Source organism: Sphingomonas arantia (genome assembly GCF_042682045.1).
Classification (GTDB): domain Bacteria; phylum Pseudomonadota; class Alphaproteobacteria; order Sphingomonadales; family Sphingomonadaceae; genus Sphingomonas_R; species Sphingomonas_R arantia.
Genome location: NZ_JBHUGS010000005.1, coordinates 418,724 through 439,068, shown reverse-complemented (window position 1 = coordinate 439,068; position 20,345 = coordinate 418,724). Strand labels below are relative to the sequence as shown.

General features: G+C 67.8%; 15 protein-coding genes. 7 read left to right on the top strand and 8 right to left on the bottom strand.

The window, feature by feature from the left end:
* Window positions 1-326: 326 nt before the first annotated feature.
* The 3 genes from ACFSGX_RS17130 to ACFSGX_RS17120 all read left to right on the top strand — a co-directional run bounded on the left by ACFSGX_RS17130 (window position 327) and on the right by ACFSGX_RS17120 (window position 3,935).
* The gene (locus ACFSGX_RS17130) at window positions 327-1,904 is read left to right on the top strand and encodes a SulP family inorganic anion transporter (RefSeq protein ID WP_380931511.1); all 1,578 of its coding nucleotides are present in this window, start codon (window positions 327-329) and stop codon (window positions 1,902-1,904) included.
* Window positions 1,901-2,539 (top strand): carbonic anhydrase, encoded by a 639-nt coding sequence (locus tag ACFSGX_RS17125; protein ID WP_380931510.1) that lies wholly within the window; start codon window positions 1,901-1,903, stop codon window positions 2,537-2,539. Before ACFSGX_RS17130 ends, ACFSGX_RS17125 begins: the two co-directional genes overlap by 4 nt.
* Window positions 2,540-2,639: 100 nt before the next feature.
* Window positions 2,640-3,935 (top strand): Hsp70 family protein, encoded by a 1,296-nt coding sequence (locus tag ACFSGX_RS17120; protein WP_380931509.1) that lies wholly within the window; start codon window positions 2,640-2,642, stop codon window positions 3,933-3,935.
* 20 nt (window positions 3,936-3,955) lie between these two features.
* Here the strand turns inward: ACFSGX_RS17120 and ACFSGX_RS17115 are convergent, their stop codons facing one another.
* The 4 genes from ACFSGX_RS17115 to ACFSGX_RS17100 form a co-directional block, all read right to left on the bottom strand.
* A complete protein-coding gene (locus ACFSGX_RS17115; RefSeq protein WP_380931508.1) occupies window positions 3,956-4,456 on the bottom strand; it encodes a L,D-transpeptidase family protein in 501 nt (166 codons plus the stop codon).
* Entirely contained in the window at window positions 4,453-5,472 is a 1,020-nt protein-coding gene (gene ribA / locus ACFSGX_RS17110; protein ID WP_380931630.1) for a GTP cyclohydrolase II, read from the bottom strand. Before ribA ends, ACFSGX_RS17115 begins: the two co-directional genes overlap by 4 nt.
* 35 nt (window positions 5,473-5,507) lie before the next feature.
* Window positions 5,508-6,302: an exodeoxyribonuclease III gene (locus tag ACFSGX_RS17105; RefSeq protein ID WP_380931507.1), complete on the bottom strand. Its 795-nt coding sequence runs from the start codon at window positions 6,300-6,302 to the stop codon at window positions 5,508-5,510.
* Between the two features lie 415 nt (window positions 6,303-6,717).
* The gene (locus ACFSGX_RS17100; protein WP_380931506.1) at window positions 6,718-7,323 is read right to left on the bottom strand and encodes a LolA family protein; all 606 of its coding nucleotides are present in this window, start codon (window positions 7,321-7,323) and stop codon (window positions 6,718-6,720) included.
* A 245-nt stretch (window positions 7,324-7,568) separates the two neighbouring features.
* Here ACFSGX_RS17100 and ACFSGX_RS17095 point away from each other — a divergent pair, with 245 nt between their 5' ends.
* On the top strand, window positions 7,569-8,486 hold the full coding sequence (locus ACFSGX_RS17095; RefSeq protein WP_157176055.1) for a manganese catalase family protein: 918 nt from the start codon (window positions 7,569-7,571) through the stop codon (window positions 8,484-8,486).
* Window positions 8,487-8,550: 64 nt separating this feature from the next.
* Here ACFSGX_RS17095 and ACFSGX_RS17090 read toward each other — a convergent pair whose 3' ends face one another.
* Window positions 8,551-10,887, bottom strand: coding sequence for an FtsK/SpoIIIE family DNA translocase (locus tag ACFSGX_RS17090; protein WP_380931505.1), 2,337 nt, complete (start codon window positions 10,885-10,887; stop codon window positions 8,551-8,553).
* 193 nt (window positions 10,888-11,080) lie between these two features.
* Here ACFSGX_RS17090 and ACFSGX_RS17085 point away from each other — a divergent pair, with 193 nt between their 5' ends.
* The 3 genes from ACFSGX_RS17085 to ACFSGX_RS17075 all read left to right on the top strand — a co-directional run bounded on the left by ACFSGX_RS17085 (window position 11,081) and on the right by ACFSGX_RS17075 (window position 14,747).
* Complete coding sequence (locus ACFSGX_RS17085; protein ID WP_380931504.1) at window positions 11,081-12,298, top strand: FAD-dependent monooxygenase; 1,218 nt, start codon at window positions 11,081-11,083, stop codon at window positions 12,296-12,298.
* A gap of 419 nt (window positions 12,299-12,717) precedes the next feature.
* Window positions 12,718-13,731 carry an SDR family oxidoreductase gene (locus tag ACFSGX_RS17080; protein WP_380931503.1) on the top strand — a complete coding sequence of 338 codons (1,014 nt, stop codon included), beginning with the start codon at window positions 12,718-12,720 and terminating at the stop codon, window positions 13,729-13,731.
* Window positions 13,728-14,747 carry a patatin-like phospholipase family protein gene (locus ACFSGX_RS17075; protein WP_380931502.1) on the top strand — a complete coding sequence of 340 codons (1,020 nt, stop codon included), beginning with the start codon at window positions 13,728-13,730 and terminating at the stop codon, window positions 14,745-14,747. The genes ACFSGX_RS17080 and ACFSGX_RS17075 overlap by 4 nt, the downstream gene beginning before the upstream one ends.
* A 129-nt stretch (window positions 14,748-14,876) precedes the next feature.
* Here the strand turns inward: ACFSGX_RS17075 and ACFSGX_RS17070 are convergent, their stop codons facing one another.
* The 3 genes from ACFSGX_RS17070 to ACFSGX_RS17060 all read right to left on the bottom strand — a co-directional run bounded on the left by ACFSGX_RS17070 (window position 14,877) and on the right by ACFSGX_RS17060 (window position 20,176).
* Window positions 14,877-15,689 carry an APH(3')-I family aminoglycoside O-phosphotransferase gene (locus tag ACFSGX_RS17070; RefSeq protein ID WP_380931501.1) on the bottom strand — a complete coding sequence of 271 codons (813 nt, stop codon included), beginning with the start codon at window positions 15,687-15,689 and terminating at the stop codon, window positions 14,877-14,879.
* Between the two features lie 100 nt (window positions 15,690-15,789).
* On the bottom strand, window positions 15,790-18,519 hold the full coding sequence (locus ACFSGX_RS17065; protein ID WP_380931500.1) for a TonB-dependent receptor domain-containing protein: 2,730 nt from the start codon (window positions 18,517-18,519) through the stop codon (window positions 15,790-15,792).
* 76 nt (window positions 18,520-18,595) lie between these two features.
* Window positions 18,596-20,176, bottom strand: coding sequence for a hypothetical protein (locus tag ACFSGX_RS17060; RefSeq protein WP_380931499.1), 1,581 nt, complete (start codon window positions 20,174-20,176; stop codon window positions 18,596-18,598).
* Between the last annotated feature and the right edge of the window lie 169 nt (window positions 20,177-20,345).

Sequence of the window (20,345 nt, the reverse complement as noted above, 5' to 3'; positions counted from 1 at the left end):
GGGGTGGCGTCACTGCCGCGCTTTTCCGTCATCCCGGCGCAGGCCTTGATCTCCCTTGGGTTGGGGGTTCGCGCTTCACCTGAGGGAGATCCCGGCCTGTGCCGGGATGACGGTTTGGGGGGCGGGGAGCCACGGTCTGGGGGTGAGGCGCGGTCGTCTCAAGCCACGCCCCCTCTCTCAACCCTCTCCCCGTGGGGGAGAGGGCTTTTCTGTTGCGGCTGCGTCGGGCGCTGCATTTGTAAGGAAGTATGTCTCGCGGTGGTCGGGGGTCGCGTGGGGGTTCGTGGGTGGGGTAAAGGCGGTCGATTGGTAGCGAGGAACTCCACGTGACGGCACCCGGTCTGTTCAAGAGCTGGCGGAGCGACCTGCCGGCGTCGATCGTGGTGGCGCTCGTTGCGTTGCCGCTCTGCCTGGGCGTGGCGCTGGCATCCGGCGCGCCGTTGTTCGCGGGCGTGATTTCGGGCGTGGTCGGTGGGATCGTGATCGGGTTCATGAGCCGGTCGCCGCTGTCGGTCAGCGGGCCGGCCGCCGGGCTGACCGCGATCGTGCTGAGCGCGATCGAGGCGATGCCGACCTACCAGACCTTCCTGCTCGCGGTGATGCTGGCGGGCATGATCCAGATCGGCTTCTCGCTGACGCGCGGCGGCGTGCTGGCGGAGTTCGTGCCGACGTCGGTCATCACCGGCATGCTGGCCGCGATCGGCATCATCCTGATCCTGAAGCAGTTTCCGCACGCGATCGGTTACGACGGCGATTACGAGGGCAGCTTCCGCTTCTTCCAGGAAGACGGGCGCAACACGCTGTCGACGATCGCCTACACGATCCGCGAGGAGACGCTGGCCGGGCCGACCTGGATCGCGCTGATCTCGATCATCTTCCTCTTCTGGTGGGAAAAGGCCAAGCCCAAGGACGGCTGGCTGAAGCTGCTGCCCGGGCCGCTGGTGGTGGTGGTGTTCAGCATCGTCGCGAACATGTTCTTCCAGCGCGTGATGCCGCAGATCGCCGTGCAGCAGACCCATCTGGTGAACGTGCCGGTCAGCGCGTCGCCGGCGGAGTTCTTCGGCCTGCTCCAGCTGCCCGATTTCACCGCGATCGGTTCGGGGCTGGTGTGGACCACGGCGCTGACGCTGGCGATCGTCGCCAGCCTCGAGTCGCTGTTAAGCGTGAAGGCGGTCGACGAGATCGACCCGAAGCGCCGCGTGACCGACAAGAATCGCGAGCTGCTGGCGCAGGGCACGGGCAACATCGTGTCGGGCCTGCTCGGCGGTATTCCGGTGACGTCGGTGATCGTGCGCAGTTCGGCCAATGTCGATTCGGGTGCGGACAGCAAGCTGTCGACGATCTTGCACGGTTTCTGGCTGCTGCTGAGCGTCGTCACGATCCCGTTCGTGCTCAACATGATCCCGCTCGCCGCACTCGCCGCGATCCTGATCCAGACCGGCTACAAGCTGACCAAGCCGGCGCTGTATTTCCAGCGGTACAAGCAGGGATATCGCCAGTTTGTGCCGTTCTTCGTCACGGTCGTCGCGATCCTGTTCACCGATCTGCTCGAAGGGATCGCGATCGGGTTGGTCGTGGGCTTCGTGTTCGTGATCGCGCGCAATTTCCGGCAGGTGATCAGCTATGTCGAGACGCCCGAGGCGTGCATGGTGCGGGCGCGGCGCGACCTGTATTTTATCCACAAGCCGCAGTTGCAGGCGGCGCTCGCGCGCGTGCCGGACGGGCGTGACGTGCTGATCGACCTGTCGAGCACGACCTATGTCGACGAGGACAATATCGACATCATCAACGCGTTCATCAAAGGCGCGCCGTATCGCGACATCGCCGTGCTGGTGAAGGGCGACCTGTCGGGCCGCAGCGCGCGGCAGATTTCGGCCCCGATCAAGGAAGTGCGGTTCGCATGAAGGAATCCCAGCAGCTGATCCTGTCCAACATGGCGTGGGCGGCGGAACAGCATCATTTCGACCCGGAATTCTTCACCCGCCAGATTCGCGGGCAGCGGCCGGAATTCCTGTGGATCGGCTGTTCCGACAGCCGCGTCGCGCCCGACCAGATCACCCAGTCGCCTCCCGGCGGGCTGTATATCCACCGCAACATCGGCAACCTGGTCTACAGCAACGACCTGAACCTTATGGCGGTCGTGCAATATGCGATCGACGTGCTGGAGGTGAACGACGTGATCCTGTGCGGCCATTATGGCTGCACCGGCATCATGGCGGCGCTGGACGACAATGCGAAGGGGCCGACCGAGGAGTGGCTGGCCAACGTCAGGACCGTCTATCACGATCACCGCGAGGAGATCGACGCACTCCCCGACCGCGAGGCCAAGATCAATCGGCTGGTCGAGTATAATGTCCGCGCGCAGCTGATCCATCTGGCCGCCACGCCGCCGGTGGCCGGCGCGTTCGCGGCGGGGCGGAAGCTGACGCTGCACGGCTGGGTCTACGACCTACGCGACGGGTTACTGAAGCCACTGATGGATATCAACGCGGCGACCGACCTGTATGCGCTGGCGAAGCTGGAGAGCGTGCTGCTCTAGCGCGCGGGGCGTCTGCCAGGTCCGCACCGCGAAGGCTGGTCCGGCGCGCAGCTTCGCTGTAGGAGCGCCGGCCACGCAGCGCAGCCGGGATTGCACATCTATGACCGCCACCGACAGGCCAGCGGCGCTTGGCATCGATTTCGGGACGACGCACAGCGTGGTGGCGCTGGCGGGTGCCGCAGGAACGGCCAAACTGGTGCCGTTCGGGAACCGCGGCGCGGTGTTCCGGTCCGCGCTGTGTTTCTGGCAGGACGAGGCGGCGCGCGGCGGGCTGGCGGTGGAGGCCGGGCCGTGGGCGATCGACGAATATCTCGACGATCCGCAGAACAGCCGTTTCCTGCAATCGTTCAAGTCCGTCGCGGCGAGCGCCAGTTTCGAGACGGCGTCGGTGTTCGACCGGCGATACCGGTTCGAGGAGCTGGGCCGGACGTTCCTCGACCGGCTGGTCGCGCATGGCGACGGGCGGCTGGATGCGCCGCGGCCCGAGCGGATCATCGTCGGGCGGCCGGTGGAATATGCCGGCGCGCGGCCCGACCCGGCGCTGGCCCGCACGCGGTACGACGCGATGTTCGCGGAGCTGGGCCAGGCGGTGCACTATGTCTACGAACCGCTCGGCGCGGCGTTCAGCTATGCCGCGCGACTGACGCATGCCGCGACGATCCTGGTCGCGGATTTCGGCGGCGGGACGAGCGATTTCTCGGTGGTGCGGGTGGCGGCCCCGGGGGCGGCGCGGCGTTGCGAACCGCTGGGTCATGCCGGCATCGGCATTGCGGGCGACCGGTTCGACTACCGGATCGTCGACCGGCTGGTCCTGCCGATGCTGGGCAAGGGCGGGCAGTACCGTTCGTTCGGCAAGACGCTGGAGGTCCCGCGGAGCTATTATGCGGACTTCGCCGACTGGTCGCGGCTGGCGCTGATGCGCAACCGGCGGACGCTGGACGAACTGGCCAAGCTGGCGAAGGCGGCGGTCGATCCGGCGGCGATCGGCCGGATGATCGCGGTGATCGAGAACGAGCTGGGCTACACGCTCTACGACGCGGTCGGGGCATGCAAGCGTGCGCTGTCGATGGCGGAGAGCGCGCCGTTCCGGTTCCACGGCGGCGGTGTGGATATCGAGGCAGTGGTGACGCGAGGCGAGTTCGAGGGCTGGATCGCGGAGGACCTGGAGCGCATCGCGGCGACGGTGGACCGCGCGCTGGCGGCGTCGGGCGTGCCGGCGGATGCGATCGACCGGGTGTTCCTGACCGGTGGGTCGTCGCTGGTGCCGGCGGTGCGCGCGATCTTCGACGCGCGGTTCGGCAGCGACCGGATCGCGACCGGCGACGAACTGACCGCGATCGCGCACGGGCTCGCGCTGATCGGGCAGGAAGAGGATGTCGCGGCCTGGGCTGCCTGAGTTCGTGTAAGCGGTAGTACCTAGCCGATGACGAGCGGATCGCCCTGCCGGAGCGTCGGGAGCAACCGGAGAAGCTCGTCTCGATCGATCGCGACACAACCTTCGGTCGGGTGGTCGGCGTTGCGGCAGTGGAGGAAGATCGCGCTGCCGAGGCCGGGGATGGGGGGCGCGTCGTTGTGGCCCAGGACGACGATGACGTCGTAGAGGCCGTCGTCGCGCCAGAGCCGTTCGGCGGAGAAGCGGTGCGGGTGGGTGACCGGTCGGTTGTAGGCCGGGTCGCGGACATCGTCGCTCCAGCCGTCCTGCGCGGCGATCCAGCGCCAGGGGAGCGTGATGCCGGCGGGGAGCGAGACCCGGTCGCTGCGGAGGAGGGCGGCGCGGACCGGCCAGGTGCCGCGGGGCGTGCAGCCGTCGCCTTCGCGCTTGGTCGAAGCATCGCAGGCGCCGCTGCGGCCGATGGTGCAGGCGATCGTCCGGCCGCCCGCGGTCAGCGTCCGCGCGGCGGTATCGACCCGGATCACAGCTGGTGGCCGGTCCGGTCGCGTTTCGTGGCGAGATAGTCGTGGTTGTGCGGGTTGGAGGCGACGATGTGCGGCACGCGTTCGGCCACCGCGATGCCCGCCCCTTCCAGCCCGGCGACCTTGGCGGGGTTGTTGGTGAGCAGTCGGACGGTGTCGATGTTGAGCAGCGCCAGCATCCGCGCCGCCACGCCGAAGTCGCGCGAGTCGACCGCGAAACCGAGCCGGAGATTGGCGTCGACCGTGTCGAAACCTTGGTCCTGCAGGGCATAGGCGCGCAGCTTGTTGATCAGGCCGATGCCGCGCCCCTCCTGCCGCAGGTAGAGCAGCACGCCCCAGCCGGAAGCGGCGATCGCGGCGAGCGCGGCGTCGAGTTGCGGGCCGCAATCGCATTTGAGCGAACCGAGCACGTCGCCGGTCAGGCACTCGCTGTGCAGCCGGACGAGCGGCGGGCGGCCGTCGGGTGTGCCAATGACCAGCGCGACATGGTCGGTCGGGTCGTCGGGGGTGCGGAACGCGACGATCTCCGCGGTGTCCGCGGCCGCGACCGGCAGGCGCGCGCGCGAGGCTATGGCGAGGTTCGCAGGAGCGGCGAATTCGGTCATGTCGGCGGCGGTGACGTCGGCATCGCCGGTGGCGGGAAGCAGGAAGAAGGCGGGCAGCATGCCGGCGCGGCGCGCGAGTTCGAGCGCTGCCTCCGCCGCGGCGACGGGGCCGAGCGGGGTGGCGGGGAAGGGGCCCTTGAACGGGGTGGCGAGGTCCATCTGCGGATCGGCGAGCGCGACCGCGGTGTCGAAATCGAGCCAGGGTGTACGGGCGAGCAGCACCGGGCGGGCCATGTCGCCGGCGGCGCGCTGGTTGCCGAGTTTGAGGGTCGTCGCGCGGGATGGGGAGAGCAGCACGCCCGCCTGGCCGTCCGGGTCGAACGCGGCGAGGCGGTCGCGGTCGGCGCTCTCGATCGCGAGCAGGCGGATCGTGCCGTCGTCGCCCGCGACGGTGACCGGCCAGCCGCGACGCATCGCGTCGATCGCGCGGGCGGCGGCGCGCGGGTCGCTCAAAGTTCGAACTCCGTCACGAGCGGGACGTGGTCGGAGGGTTTGAGCCAGTCGCGGCACTCGTCGTGGACGCGGTGCGCGACCGCCTTGGCCGCGACGTCCGCGGTGGCCCACATATGGTCGAGCCGGCGGCCGCGGTTCGACGCGCGCCAGTCGATCGCGCGGTAGCTCCACCAGGTGAACAGCGGGGCGGGGGCCGGCACGAACGTCCGCCCGATGTCGACCCAGTTGCCCGCGGCCTGCAGCCGGTCGAGTGCCGCGACCTCGATGGGCGTGTGGCTGACGACGTCGAGGAGTTGCTTGTGGCTCCAGACGTCGCATTCGAGCGGGGCAACGTTGAAGTCGCCCACCAGCAGGGTCGGTTCGGCGACGGTTTCGGACCAGCGCGTCATGCGTTCGAGGAAGTCGAGCTTCTGCCCGAATTTCGGGTTCACGTCGCGGTCCGGCACATCACCGCCGGCGGGCACGTAGACATTCTCGATCCGGATGCCGCAATCGAGCACCGCGCCGATATGGCGCGCCTCGCCATTGTCCTGCCAGTCGTGGCGCAGGTCGGCGGACAGCGGGATGCGGCTGAGGATCGCGACGCCGTGGTGCATCCGCTGGCCGTTCAGGACGTGGTGGGTGTAGCCGAGTGCCGCGAACGGGGCGGCGGGGAAGGTATCGTCGACGACCTTGGTTTCCTGGAGGCAGAGGATGTCGATCGACTGGTCGGTCAGGAACTGCTGCACGATGTCGAGTCGCGCCCGCACCGAATTGATGTTCCACGATGCGATCTTGATGCGGTCGGCCATGCCGCGATGTAGCGACGCGGTGCGCGGGGCGCCAGTGTGTGGGTAGCTTGGCGTGTTTCGTTGAGGTTGGCTTGCAGGGGGAGGTGTTGGCCGTCTCGGCTGCGCTCGACGGGTCCCTCGACTTCGCTAGGGATGGACGGGGGGTAGGTTGAGCTTTAGCAACCAAAACCGGTCCGCAGGACCGCAAGCGCAAAGCGCGCGCCGGACGCGGAGTACCCGCGGAGGACCTTCTTAAACAAAAATAAAAAGGCCCCCGCTCCGGGGGCATGGAGCGAGGGCCGACCTAGCGTTCGTCACGCAGGCGGGGTACGGAACCTGACCGGATAACAGGGGGAAAACCCGGGGCGGCTCCGCAACCGCAGGACCTTCTATAGACCTTCTTCCTGTCGCCTGGATGAACGGACGGGACGGTCCATCAGCCGCGCGGACCGGCTCGCCGCGGGCTGATCCAGCGGAACAACCGATCGTCGACCGGGCCGTTGAACCGCTGGTTGCTGAGCCGCACCGCGGAGCGGTTGCCCTGCGCATCGAGCGTGGACCAGCCCATCAGCGCGAGGCCAGCGGGGGCCGATGCGACGCGGTCGAACGCGATCGTGGTGGTGCCGAATTCGGGATGCTTCGGATCGCGCGCCTCGACCAGCAGCATGCGCGGGGTCGGGCTGGGCACGACTTTTGCGACGCGACTCAGGTCCTTCGACGGGTCGAGCAGGACGGACAGCGGCGAGTTGCCGATCGGCCAGCGCGATTCCTGGCGGACGGACGAGTCGTAGACGGTCAGCGCCTTGCCGTCGCCGACGATCGTGAGCGGCGACCCCTTCTGATACTGGAACCGCACCTTGCCCGGCCGCTTCATGCTGAGCACGCCACCGACCGATTTGCCGGCGCGGTCGGTCTGGACGAAATTCGCGGTCATGGTGGTGACGGCGCGGAGGTGTTGCGACACCTGCGCGAGCGGTGCGGTCTGCGCGACGGCGGCGGCGGGGGCCATCAGGGCGACGGCGATCAGGGCGGGGCGGAACATGCGGTCTCCAGTCGGGAAAGGTCGTGTCGCAGCGTCAGATGACGGGTCGCGGTTGAATGCGCTCTGAACCCGCGGAGTTCCACGGGGGGCATTTCCGTCATGGACTTTACACAAATATCCGGGCGCGCCGAATATGGGGTGAGTCGCTCGAATATTTCCGGCAATCGACCCAACATAGGTCAATTAGCGAAACCAAAGCGAGTTTAGATTGGTTAAATCGGTTCCTCCTTCAAAAGGTACGACCCATGTTCATGCGTGTCGACAAGCTGCAAGCCAATCTTCCTGCGCCCAAGGCGAAGGATCCGAATGCAGCCGCAGCGTTGCAGGAATTGCTGGGCGGCAAATATGGCGAGATGTCCACGCTGGGCAACTACATGTTCCAGAGCTTCAACTTCCGATCGAAGAGCAAGCTGCGCCCGTTCTACAGCCTGGTCGCGTCGATCACGGCGGAGGAACTGGGTCACGTCGAGCTCGTGTCGAACGGTGTCGCGATGCTAGCGAATGGCCCCGACGGCGACGACACGGGTGACGGCGGCGACATTTCCGGCGCACCGTTCGAGGACATGACCGACATCCGCCTGGCGGCATCGTTCCTGTCGAACGGCGGCGGCGTGACCCCGGTGAACAGCAACGGCGCGTCGTGGAACAATGATTTCATCACGACGACCGGCAATGTTATCACCGACCTACTGCACAACTTCCACCTCGAGTGCGGCGCACGGCTTCACAAGCTGCGCGTGTACGAGACGCTGACCGATCCGACGGGTCGTGAAGTGTGCGGTTACCTGCTCGTCCGTGGTTCGGTGCATGCGCATTCCTACGCGCTGGCAATCCAGAAGCTGACGGGTGTCGACCTGAAGAAGATGCTGCCAACGCCGAACATCAACCTGGACCGTATTCCGGAATGCCAGAAGTATCTGGACGAGGGTTCGCACCGTCGTCTCTATACGTTCAGCCCGGACGATTATCAGGACATGGCCGGCATCTGGAGCAACGACGAAGTCGCGCTTCCGGGTGATCCGCCGGGCAATCTGGAAGTCGTGCGCGGCATGCCGGACGGTGGCAAGATCCACCAGCTGGCCGGTGTCCCCTGCGCATTTACGCCGGATTACGCACCGGAAGAGATGTACGAGATCGCGGCCAAGCTGACCAAGCTGGTTTGATCTAACAAAAGGCCCGGGGCGGACCATGACGGTCCGCCCCGGGCTTTTTTGTGTCTCGCGGCGATCATCCGAGGATGCGGGGGAGGTCCTCGGGTTCGACCTGCACCTCGCGCCGGCCGACATGGTCGGGTTGGCTGATGATCGCTTCCTTTTCCATCCGCTCGATCAGCCGGGCCGCGCTGTTGTAGCCGACGCGCAACTGGCGTTGCAGCCAGCTGGTCGAGGCCTTCTTGTTCTCGACCACCAACTGCACCGCGCGGTGGTAGACCTGCGTCTCGGGATCGTCCGGGCCGACCGGCGCGCCTTCCATGGCGTAGCCGCCGTCCTCGGGCTCCTCGGTCACGCTCTTGATATAGTCGGGCTGGCCCTGCGCGCGCCAGAAGTCGGCGACGGCACGGACTTCCTCGTCGCTGACGAACGGGCCGTGGACGCGCGCGATCTGCTTGCCGCCGGGCATGTAGAGCATGTCGCCCTTGCCGAGCAGCTGTTCGGCGCCCTGTTCGCCCAGGATGGTGCGCGAATCGATCTTGCTGGTGACTTGGAAGCTGATCCGGGTCGGCAGGTTCGCCTTGATGACGCCGGTGATGACGTCGACCGACGGGCGCTGCGTCGCCATGATGAGGTGGATGCCGGCCGCGCGCGCCTTCTGCGCCAGCCGCTGGATGAGGAATTCGACCTCCTTGCCGGCGGTCATCATGAGGTCGGCCAGCTCGTCGACGATCACGACGATCTGCGGCAGGACCTCATATTCCAGCTTCTCCTCCTCGTAGATCGGCGTGCCGGTCTCCGCATCGTAGCCGGTCTGCACCTTGCGACCGAGCGGCTGGCCCTTGGCCTTGGCCTGCCGCACCTTGTCGTTGAACGAACCCAGGCCGCGAACGCCGACCGACGCCATCATCCGGTAGCGTTCCTCCATCTGCTCCACCGCCCATTTGAGCGCGCGGATCGCCTTGGGCGGATCGGTGACGACGGGCGACAGTAGGTGCGGGATATCGTCGTAGATCGACAGTTCGAGCATTTTCGGATCGATCATGATCATCCGGCACTGCGTCGGGGTCAGCCGGTAGAGCAGCGACAGGATCATGCAGTTGAGCCCGACCGACTTGCCCGACCCGGTGGTGCCGGCGACGAGCAGGTGCGGCATGGGCGCGAGATCGGCGATGACCGGATCGCCCGCGATGTTCTTGCCCAGGATGATCGGCAGCTGCGCCTGCTGGTCCTCGAAGCCCTGGCTTGCGACCAGTTCGGACAGTACGACCATGTCGCGTTTCTGGTTGGGCAGTTCGATGCCGATCACGGTACGGCCGGGGATCACCGCGACGCGCGCCGACAGCGCGGACATGTTGCGCGCGATATCGTCGGCCAGCGCGATGACGCGGCTGGCCTTGATGCCCGATTCGGGTTCCAGTTCGTACATCGTCACGACCGGGCCGGGCCGGATCTCGACGATCTGGCCCTTCACCTTGAAATCGTCGAGCACCGATTCGAGCAGACGCGCATTGCGTTCGAGCGCGGCGCGGTCGATCGGCACGCCGGTCGGCGGCGGCGGCGGGGTGAGCAGGTCGAGCGGCGGCAGTTCGTAGGTGTTGTCGCGTAGATCGAGCTTGGTCTGCGTCTGCGCCTTGCGTGCCGGGGCGGGGGCCATCGCCGGTTCGGTGATGACCGGCGGCGCGCGGCCGTCGGGCACCGCCACGGGGCGCGGCGGGCGCGGGATCGGCACGACCAGTTCGTCGATCGGCATGCCGTCCTCGCCCGTGTCGCGCGGGTCGACCGACCCGTCCGCGCGGACGCGGCGTCGGCGGATATTGCCGAGGAACGCGCGTTCGCCCGCCTGCAACGCGAGGCCGCGCACGCAGACCGCAAGGCCCGCGGGCACCAGCAGCGCCATGATGCTGAGCCGCGCGATGCGCCCCGCGTCCGGCCCCGGCAACAGGCCGGCCAGCGCATCCACCGCACTCGCGATCCCGATGCCGGCCATGCCGCCCCAGCCGGCGGGCAGCGACCCGCCCGCGCCGTTGCGGAACAGCGTCAGCGCGCCGCCGAGCAAGACGATGCCGCCGACGGACAGCAGGAGCGACCGCTTCCACCGTCCGGCCGGCGCACCGCGCCACAGCCGCAGCCCGGCGAGCAGGACGAGCGGCACGAGCAGCAGCGCGGGCAGGCCGAACAGCGTGAACAGGATGTCCGCGGTCCAGGCACCGGGCGTGCCGAGTACGTTCTGAACCGGGCCATCCGCCGCGGTGTTGAGCGACGGGTCGCTGCCATGATAGCTCGCCATTGCGAAGCCCAGCGCCAGCGTCAGCGCCAGCAAAGCCGCCGCGCACGCCATGGTGCCGGATCGCACCGCCGCCGCTTTCGCCTGCGTACGCCACACCGTGGTCGCCACCCCATTGCTCGCCATGTCTCGATCCCGCCGCGCGTCCACCCGCGACCGGGCGATCGCCGGCCGTGCGTCTGGTCAAGGCGCCACCATGCGACGCGGGGCCGGATGCGGTCAAGGCAGGCGCCGGTCGGTCGCCCGTTCCGCCGGACCATTTGCCCCAACCCGCGGAAACCCGTTTCGCGGTCCGCGCGCACCGCGTACACTGGTGCGCATGGATACAGCGGACGTCATCATCCTCGGCGGCGGACTCGTCGGGCTCACCCTTGCCAGCGCGCTCGATGCGCATGGCCTGACCAGCATCGTGGTCGATCCGGCCGACCCGGCGGCGCAGGCGGCCCCCGCGTTCGACGGGCGCGCCTCCGCGGTGGCCAGCGCGTCGTGGCGGATGCTGCAGGCGATTGGCGTGGCGGACCGGCTGGAGGGGCAGGGCTGCCCGATCCGCACGATCCGCGTGACCGACGGGTTGGTCGGCGGGTTGGCGTTCGATGCGGACCCGGCGGACGGGCCGCTCGGGATCATGTTCGAGAACCGTGTGCTGCGCGCCGCATTGCGCGCCGCGGCGGTGGAGGCGGGCGGTGTCACGCTGCTGCAGCCCGCGCGGCCGGTTTCGACCGTGCGCGATGCGGCGGGGGTTCGCGTGACGCTGGACGACGGGCGCGTCCTGTCGGCGCCGTTGCTGATCGCTGCGGAAGGGCGCGGATCGCCGACGCGCGAGGCGGCGGGCATCCGCGTCGCGCGCTGGCAGTATGACCATCACGCGATCATCGGCGGCATCCATCATGAGCGGCCGCACGACGGCGTCGCGCACGAGATCTTTTACCCCGCCGGGCCGTTCGCGATCCTGCCGATGCGCGACGAGCCAGACGGGCGGCACCGCTCCGCGATCGTGTGGAGCGTGGCCGCGCGCGACGGCCCCGCGTTGCTCGGCCTGCCCGACCGGGCGTTCGCGGCGGAGGCGGAGAAGCGCATGGGCGGCCTGCTCGGCGCGATCACGACCAACGGCGCGCGGGCGTCCTATCCGCTCGGCTTCCACCATGCCGCGCACGTCACAGGCGAGCGGCTGGCGCTGGTCGGCGATGCGGCGCACGGCATTCACCCGATCGCGGGGCAGGGGCTGAACCTCGGCTTCCGCGATGTCGCGGCGCTGGTCCAGGTGCTGGTCGAAGCGGCGCGGCTGGGCATGGACCCGGGCGATGCGCAGTCGCTGGCGCGCTACGAACGGTGGCGCGCGCTCGATACGTTCCTGGTCGCGTCGACGACGGACGGGCTGACGCGGCTGTTCGGGCTGGGCGGGAAGACGGCGGCGACGGTGCGGCGGTTCGGGCTGGCCGCGGTGCAGCGGATCCCGCCGCTCAAGGACCGGTTTATGGCGGAGGCGCGCGGCGAGAGCGGGGACTTGCCGGATTTGCTGGCGGGGCGGTTGGTTTAGGGTTCGGTCTGGTAGCAGCGCGGCTTGCTTCTCGTACGCCCGCGAAGGCGGGGGTCCAGATCCACGCTCCGACCTGGATCCCCGCCTCCGCGGGGATACGGCAGCGTGTTGCAGGTTGTTTGATGCGGGCGCAAACCCTTGCCGCTAAGCCGTGGCGAACCCACAGTAGTTCGCCCATATCCCCCAAAGACGTCATCCCGGCGCACGCCGGGATCTCACCTCGGTGAATAGCTTGACCCCAGCCCAAGGGAGATCCCGGCCTTCGCCGGGATGACGTCTTCGGGAGATGGCTTGTCGCGTCACGGCAGCTCAAGTCGCTGACTTTCGGTTGACCTAGATTACTAACCGGATCGATCCTCGCCACCTTCCGTTGACCGATCGACGTCGCCTCGCGCCGAGCCGGCTGACGGAGACCCGACATGCCGATCAAACTCAAATCCATTCGCGACCAGATGATCGTCGTCACCGGCGCCACCAGTGGCAACGGCCTCGCGATCGTCGAGCAGGCGATGCGCGCGGGGGCGGCCGTCCTTGCGGTCGCGCGTAACGAAGAGGCGCTCGAGGCCATGCGGGCGCGGCTGGCCGCGGCGGGCGGGCGGATCGCGGTGTGCGTCGCCGATGTCAGCGACATGGCAGCGGTCGAGCGTGCCGCCACGGTCGCGACGGAGGCGTTCGGGGGCTTCGACAGCTGGGTCAACAATGCCGGGATCGGGACCTACGGGACGCTCGATCAGGTGCCGGTCGCCGATCATCGCCGGGTGTTCGACGTCAATTATTTCGGGGCGCTGCACGGGTCGCTGGTCGCCGCGCGCCATCTGCGCACGCGGGGTGGCGGGGCGATCGTCAATGTCGGGTCGATCCTGGGCGACCGGTCGATCCTGCAGCAGGGACCCTATTGCGCGACGAAGCACGCAGTGCAGGCGCTGACCGATACGTTGCGGATGGAGCTGGAACACGAGGGGGCGCCAATCTCGGTCACGCTGGTCAAGCCGGGTGCGATCGACACGCCGTTCCCCGAACATGCGCGCAATTTCATGGACCAGCCGCCGCGCCTGCCGCCGCCGCTCTACGCGCCGTCGGTCGTGGCCGACGCGGTGCTGTTCGCCTGCGCGCACCCGCGGCGGACATTGTATGCGGGCGGCGGGGGGCTGGTGTCCGCGAAGCTGGCGCAGGTCGCGCCGCGGATGACGGACTTCATCATGGAAGCGATCGGGACGGGCGCGCAGCAGAAGCCAGGCGATCCGGGCGATCCCGCGCGGCGCGACAATCTGTACGAGCCACGGGCCGATGCGTTGCGCGGCAGCCAGGACGTCCATGCGCGCAACTCGAGCATCGCGTTGCAGGTGCAGAAGGTGCCGTCGGCGGTGCTGGTCGGAGTGCTCGGGGTCGGCGGTGCGCTGCTCGCGCTCGGCCTGCGGAAGCGCGGGCGGTGACGGGCGGGGCGGACCGCGACTTCGATGTCGTGCTCGTGCTGAGCGGCGGGAACGCGCTCGGGGCGTTCGAGGCCGGGGTGTACGAGGCGCTGCATGCGCAGGGGTTGCAGCCGGACTGGGTCGTGGGTGCGTCGATCGGAGCGATCAACGCGGCGCTGATCGTTGGGTCCGCGCCGGAAAAGCGGGTCGAAACGTTGCGCGCCTTCTGGCGGCCGGGGATGGCGTCGATCGCGGGGCTGCCGTGGATGACGTCGGCGATGGAGACCGGGCGGCGGACCGCAGCGGTCGGCTGGACGGCGATGGCGGGGCGGTCGGGTATCTTCGGTCCGCTGCTGTCGTCGATGACGCCGTGGACCGACGATCGGCCGTCGATCTTCGAGACGAACCAGTTGAGCAGCACGCTGGCGCGGCTGATCGATTTCGAGCTTCTGAACGCCGGGCCGTGCCGGTTCACGGCGACCGCGGTCGACCTGCAGACTGGCGAGGATGTCGTGTTCGACAGCCGCGACCGGACGATCGGGCCGGATCATGTCCGGGCGAGTGCGGCGCTGCCGATCGCGTTTCCGCCGGTCGAGGTGGACGGGCGCTGGCACGTCGATGGCGGGCTGTCGGCGAACCTGCCGCTCGATCCCGTGCTGTCCGAGCCTTCGGCGCGGCCGGTGCTGTGCATCGCGGTCGACCTGCTGCCGCTGGGTGGCGACGTGCCGACGACGCTGGGCGAGGCGGCGAGCCGGATGCAGGACCTGATCTTCGCGGCGCAATCCCGCCGCACGATCGCGCGGTGGCAGGCGGTGCACGCCGGGCGCGAGGATGTGCGGATTGCGCTGTTGCGACTGGCCTATACCGAGCAAGCGGAGGAGGTTGCGGGCAAGGCGCTCGACTTTTCCCCCCCGACGATCGAGCGGCGCTGGGCGGCGGGGCACCGGGCGGGGCTTGCGGCTGCTGAGCAAGTTGCGGCGGGGGCGCTGTCGATCGGGGCGGTCGGTTTGAACGTCGTTGGTGGCGGGGAGGGGTAATGTTCCCCGCGAAAACCTGCTCGAAATGAGCCCAAGTCCGTTTGGTTCGAGCCTGTCGAGAACTCTGCGCGGGGTTCTCGACAGGCTCGAACCAAACGGGGCTGGGGCGGGGGTAGAGTTGAGGGCGCGCTAGAACAGCTCGTCGAGCAGCAGATGGAAGTCGAGCTTGCGCTTGTCGGGAGCGGAGATGCCGTAGCTGGTGAACAGCCGATCCTGAAGCGCAGGACCGAACTCGCCGAGGCAGTTCCAGAGGATGGCGAGGTCCTGGTAGCGGTCGGCGATGCCGGCGCGGCCGACGTCGATGCAGCCGACCACGGCGCCGTTCTCGATCAGGATATTGTCGAGCGAGACGTCGCCGTGCGTGACGACGGGATCGGGGGCCAGGGGGAGCAGCGCCTGCATCGCGTTCCAGACGCGGTCGGCGGTCCAACCGGTCTGGGCGTCGTCGAAGTCGTCGGTGTCTACCAGGCTGGCGGCGATCCGGGCCTTCGCCTGGGACAGGCGGAAGGTGTGATCGGCGTTGAACGGGCAGGCGGCGGTCGGGATCGCGTGCAACTGGCGGAGATACACCGCCAGCGCTTCGACGATGGCGGGGCCGTTGTCCGGTTGTGCGACGAGCATCTGATAGGCGGTCCGGCCGGGGATGGCCGTCATGAGCAGCCACGCCTCGTCAGGGGTGCGCAGGAAGGTTCGGACCGCAGGGACTTGGGAGTGGGCCGCGAGCCAGCCGAGCCGGACCAGCTCGTCTGTCACGTCGTCGGCGACGGTGCCCTGGCCGTGTTTCAGGAACAGGTCGGGCGCCCCGGCCTTGCCGTGGAGGCGGTAGACGGTGCCGCCGGACTCGCCGACCGTGTCGCGCGCCCAGGCATATCCGGCCACATCCGCGGCGATGCTCGACGGAAGCGGTGGGGGCGGGCAGGGGTGTTCGCGTTCGCCGTCCATCGCTGGACTCTACCCTCAATTCACAATGTGGCGAGGCCACAAAAAAACGGCCGGAGAGCGGGTGCTCTCCGGCCGGAAGGTGGGGGAAGGGTTGGTCGGGCTAGAGCTTTACGCCCACGCCGAGCGAGAAGACGCGGCCGAGGTCGTACTGGTTGATCAGGATCCGCTGATCTCCGAAGTCCTGCGATTCGCGGTAGTTGGTGCGCAGGAGGTTGCGCCCTTCCGCCTTGAATTCGAGCTGCGCGCCGTAAAATTCGAAGCCCTGGCGGACGACGAGGTCGAGCTTGACGCCCGGCCGCTCGACCAGGTCGGGCAGGCGAACGCCCGAGCTGACCGGGCCGCGCGCGGTAACGCGGTCGCTGGCGTAGTTGACCAGCAACGTGATCTGCGAAAGCTTCGACGTATCCTCCAGCCCGAACTGGAAGTTCACCAGATGGTCCGACTGCCCGACGAGCGACGAGCCGTCGCGGAACAGGAGGTTGGCCGCCTGCAGACGCGGGGTTGCGCTGGACTGGATCGGATCGGGAACCTGTTCGTCGCCGACCTTCAGCTTCGACTTGGTGTACGAATAGTTCGCGACCAGGACGAGGCGACGCGTGGCGAAGAACGGACCGCCGATGGTGTCGAGCGGGATGTACTTCTGGAACTCGACCTCGCCGCCGTAGAGCTGCGCTTCGGGTGCGTTCGAGAAACCGGTCTGGAGACGGCCGTCGGACGTGAAGGTCGCGATGGCTTCGACCGGGTTCTTGATCTTCTTGAAGAAACCTGCGGCGCTGAACCGCTGGTCACGACCGAAGAACCATTCGTAACGGGCCTCGGCATTGTACAGCTGGGAGTCGACGAGCAGCGGGTTGCCGATGAACTGGCGATCCGATTCGAAGTCCTGGTAGATCTGCGCGGCCAGTTCGCGGAACTGCGGGCGGGCCAGCGTCTTCGACCCGTGTAGGCGGAGCTGCATGTCGGGGACGAAGTTCCAGGTGACGGTGGCCGCGGGCAGCCAATAGTCGTTGTCGAGCTTCGTCGGCAGCGACGTCACGCCGATCGGGTTCACCGTTTCGAGTGCCGTTTCGTAACGGACACCGGCGGTGGCGCGCAGCGTGCTGCTGGCCTCCGCCTCGATCTGGGCATAGCCCGCATGGACGCGCAGCGACGCGTCATATTCGGCCGCACCCTGCGCGGTGGAGGTGTTCTGCAGCGTGATGCCATATTGCTGGATGATGGCATCGGACAGCAGATAGTCGGGGCGCAGTTGCGACACCGTCTGGTTCAGCGGCGCCGCGTTGGGGCCGATGTAGCGGAAGGTGAAGCGGCTGGAGGTGCGATCCGTGTCGTTATAGGCATAGCCCGCGGAAAGCCGGATCGGCACCGCGCCGGTGATCTTGTAGCTGAGATCGGCGGCGCCGCTCCAGAGATCCTCGTTCAGGTCGCTGAACGCGACCGTCGCGGACTGGGTGCCGCTGAGGTTGTTGACATAGTCCTTCGCCAGCACGTTGTCGTACTGGTAGACGAACGCCCGTTCGTAGGGCGATTTGCGGAACGTGTTGGCGTAGCTGCCGCGGACGTCGAAGCCGACATCGCCGAACTTGAATTCGCCGACGCCCTGCGTGGTGATCAGCTGGCGTTCGAAGAAGTTGGTGTTCTGTTCAAGCAGCGTCGGGATGCCGGGGACGCCCGCGATGTTGACGTCGGTACCTGCGCCGAGCCGGCTCTGCTTGAGCGTGTCGTGGATGTAGACGTTGGTGAACCGGACGCGGTGATCGCCGAATTCGGCACCGAAGCCGAGCAGGCCGTTCACGATGGTGCGGTTGTCGGTCAGGACGGTCCGGAAATCGCGCTGGGCGTTGCCCTGCTGATCGTCGGTCGCCTGCTGGATCGCGTTGCGGGTGCGCCAGCTGTTGTCGTAGCCGGCCGACACGACCATGCCGATCCGGCCGTCGTCGATGTCCTTGGCGGTGCCGAAGTTCATATCGGCCGAGAAGTTGGCCGGAACATCGGTATTGCGGCGGAGCAATGTGGTGCGCGCGTTCGACAGGTTCAGGATTTCGTTCGAACCGAGCGATGTACCATTGCGGCCGGCATCCTTGATCGCCTTCGGGACGCTGCGCTCGCCATCATCGTAGCCGAGGAAATCGGTGTCGCTGCCGTAGTAGGTGTAGCCGAGGCGACCCGTGGTTTCGGTATCGACCCCGAGCGAGGTGCCGAATGCGAAGGTCGTCTTTTCAGGCACGGCGCGGGTGGTGAGGTTGATGACACCACCGCCGAATTCGCCGGGGTAGTTCACCGAATAGCTCTTCTGGACGAGCGCGCTCGCCACGATGCTGGTCGGGAAGATGTCGAGCGGGACGACGCGGCGCAGCGGTTCCGGCGACGGAAGCGGCGACCCGTTGAGCAGCGACGAGGAGTAGCGATCGCCCAGCCCGCGGACATAGACGAAGCCGTTGCCGACGAGGCTGAGCCCGGTCACGCGCTGGAGCGCGCCGGCGATGTCGCCTTCGCCGGTGCGGGCGATGTCGGCCTGCGACAGCACCGACAGGACCTGCGACGTGTTGCGCACGACGTTGGGAATGTAACGCCCGGTGACGACGATGTCGCCTTCCTGCATCGGTGCGGCGGACGGGCGGTTGGCGCCGCCCGGGGTGGAGATTTCGACGTCTTCCTCGACCTGCGCCGCGCTCTGCGGGTCTGCGGCGGCCGGCGTGGCCGGTGCGCTGGACATGGCAGGAGTCGAGGACGTGCCACCGCCGCCGGACGCGGTCTGCGCGAGCGCCGCGGGCGTCACGAGCGTGGAGGTGAGGAGGAGTAGCGTTCCGTAGGCGAGCGGCTTGGTCATGATGGCATCCTGTCAGATCGGATATGCGCGAACGGCGGGTGACGCTTGCGCATCACCCGCCCGGCGTCGGCGCAGCTCAGGTCGTCGGAAGAGCCGTGCAGGCGCTGCTGGCCGCGCCGAACTGGGCGCGGTTGGAGTTGCAGCTCCAGGTGCGGAACCAGCCGTCATTGGCGTCGCGGACGGCGCCGATGTAGTTCGTCGACACCATGAAGGACGTGCCGGTCGGGTTCAGCGTCGCGGCGTTGAAGGCCGGGCGCGCCGTTTCGTTGGCACCGTTTACATACAGGCTGGCGAGGGTGGAGGTCGCCATCGCCAGGTTGTTGCTGCCGGCGTTGAAGAACGTCGCCTGCTGTGCGTTCGTGATCGTCACGCCGCCCTGCGCGGTTTCAGCGAAGGATGCGGCGCAGGCGAAGGACACCGAGTTGAAGACGGGCGGGCCCTGATCTTCCAGCGCGGTGTTGGCGGCGCGGATCGTCGACGGGTCGGTCGCGCTGTTCGATGCGACGGTGTTCAGGCAGGCGGTCGGGCTGACCACGATGCCGTTCACGAAGGTGAAGTCGGCACCGCCGCGCACGCGGAGCGCAGCGTTGGTGGCGGTCGAGGTGTGGATGAAGGTGAAGTTCGAGATGCGACCGAACTGACGCGGCAGGGCGTCTTCGCTGCCGTTCGAGTCGATTTCCATGATGTAGTTGTCGGTCTGCGTGTTGTTCGGCTTCTGCGCCGCGATCACGAACTGGATGAAGCCCTGATACCCGACATCGGTGTCGAGCGAGTCGTCGTCCGCGCCGGTGACGATGAGGTAGCGCATGTTGGCGCGGCCGCCGAAGACCTCGATGCCGTCATCCGAGCTGTTGTGGATCTGGACGTGGTCGATCGCGGTGCCGGAACCGACGCCGCCGAGGGTCAGGCCCTGCAACTCGTTGTTCGGGCTGATGACCGTGCCGGAATAGCGGATTTGGACGTAGCGGAACACGCCGCTGGAGTCGGTCGCGACGTTGCCGCCGTACAGTGCGTTGCCGGTGCCTTCGACGACGTTTTCGCAGTTCGCGGCGCCACCGGTGGTCGTGGCGTTGCAATTGCTGATCGGTGCGCGGCCGGCCATGATGATGCCGCCCCACTGGCCCTGCGAATCGTCGGTCGCGGTGCCGCGGATATTCTGTTCCGACGTGAAGACGATCGGCAGCGATTCGGTGCCGTCGGCGACGATCCGCGAGCCGCGGTTGACGACCATGTAGTCGTTGTCGGAGTTCGTCGTGTTGGCATAGACCAGCGCGCCCGGCTCGACGGTCAGCGTGGCGCTGGACCCGCCGGCGGCATTGCCCGCGCCGCCCAGATCGACGCCGACATCGACGCGGCCGTTCATTTCATAGGCGGTGCCGGCGCGACGCGGCAGCGTCAGCGAACCGGTGATCAGGCCGGGGATGCGGCAGGAGCGGTAGGAGCCGATCGTGCCGACGTCGGTGGTGCCGGTGGGGCAACCCGTGGCCGGACCCGTCGTGGGGGTCGGGGTGGGCGTGGGGGTCGGCGTAGGAGTCGGGGTCGGCGTTGGCGTCGGCTGGATGATGACGCCTTCGCCCGGCGATGCGACATCGTCTGCGCCGCAACCGGCCAGTGCCAGTGCGGATCCGAGCAGCAGGATGGACTTGAAGGATGTCATGATCGGCCCCTTTTGGTGTTCACGTCGTGCGCGACGGGCCACTCCGCGGATGCGGGTTCCACTGTTCGCTGACGCGGTGCCTAGGGGCGGTTCGTGATGGTAATGTTACAACGAGGTAATCTCGTTCTTAACTGTGGCCCACTTGCATCGCGGCGCCGCGACTCGGGGA